Raw genomic sequence first — 258 nt, 5'->3', positions numbered from 1 at the left:
ATATTGACGCAAAACCAGGTCAAATCTCTTACCCAAGGGCAATTGGCAGCCTTCACCGGGCCTCAATGGAAGACGTTCAACAAGTCGGGCGCGCAGGCATATCTCACCAAAACCCAGTTGAGCTCTCTCTCGGACAAGCAATTCAAACAGCTCGATATGGCCGGACTGGCAGGAAGGCAGGTCCCCTGGATGTCCGCAAAAGGCCAGGTGCCAGGGATGACAACCACCCAATGGAAGGCATTCAATCAGGCAGGCCTG

1 protein-coding gene is annotated in these 258 nt (G+C 54.7%); it reads left to right on the top strand.

Annotated features, from left to right (window positions below):
- Positions 1-258, top strand: a 258-nt coding sequence (locus SB822_RS58695) for a hypothetical protein (protein WP_410859322.1), incomplete at both ends; no start/stop codon positions are given.

Origin of the sequence: Paraburkholderia sp. SIMBA_054 (assembly GCF_046534875.1) — a bacterium.
Classification (GTDB): domain Bacteria; phylum Pseudomonadota; class Gammaproteobacteria; order Burkholderiales; family Burkholderiaceae; genus Paraburkholderia; species Paraburkholderia hospita.
The sequence above is the reverse complement of the archived record's forward strand: the minus strand, read 5'-3'. Positions and strand labels throughout refer to the sequence as shown.